Here is a 201-nt window from a genome sequence, read left to right as displayed (position 1 = left end):
TATGGAGAGCTGGCGCCGTCCCTGCATGTGCAGCAGACCAACCCGCATATTGACTTTAGTCAAACCCCATTCACGGTCCAGCGGGAGTTAGATGTTTGGGAACGTCCAAGGGTGGACGGTCAGATCGTACCGCGACGGGCGGGAATTTCCTCGTTTGGTGCAGGTGGAGCGAATGCTCATCTCATTTTGGAGGAATACCGC

At 55.7% G+C, this 201-nt stretch carries 1 protein-coding gene; it reads left to right on the top strand.

Going from position 1 to position 201, the window contains the following annotated elements:
• On the top strand, positions 1 to 201 hold a 201-nt coding region (locus tag AC6CIF_RS32005), incomplete at both ends, for a ketoacyl-synthetase C-terminal extension domain-containing protein (RefSeq protein WP_498202764.1).

The organism is Paenibacillus sp. GQ49, assembly GCF_059759055.1.
This window is presented reverse-complemented; position numbering and strand designations above follow the sequence as displayed.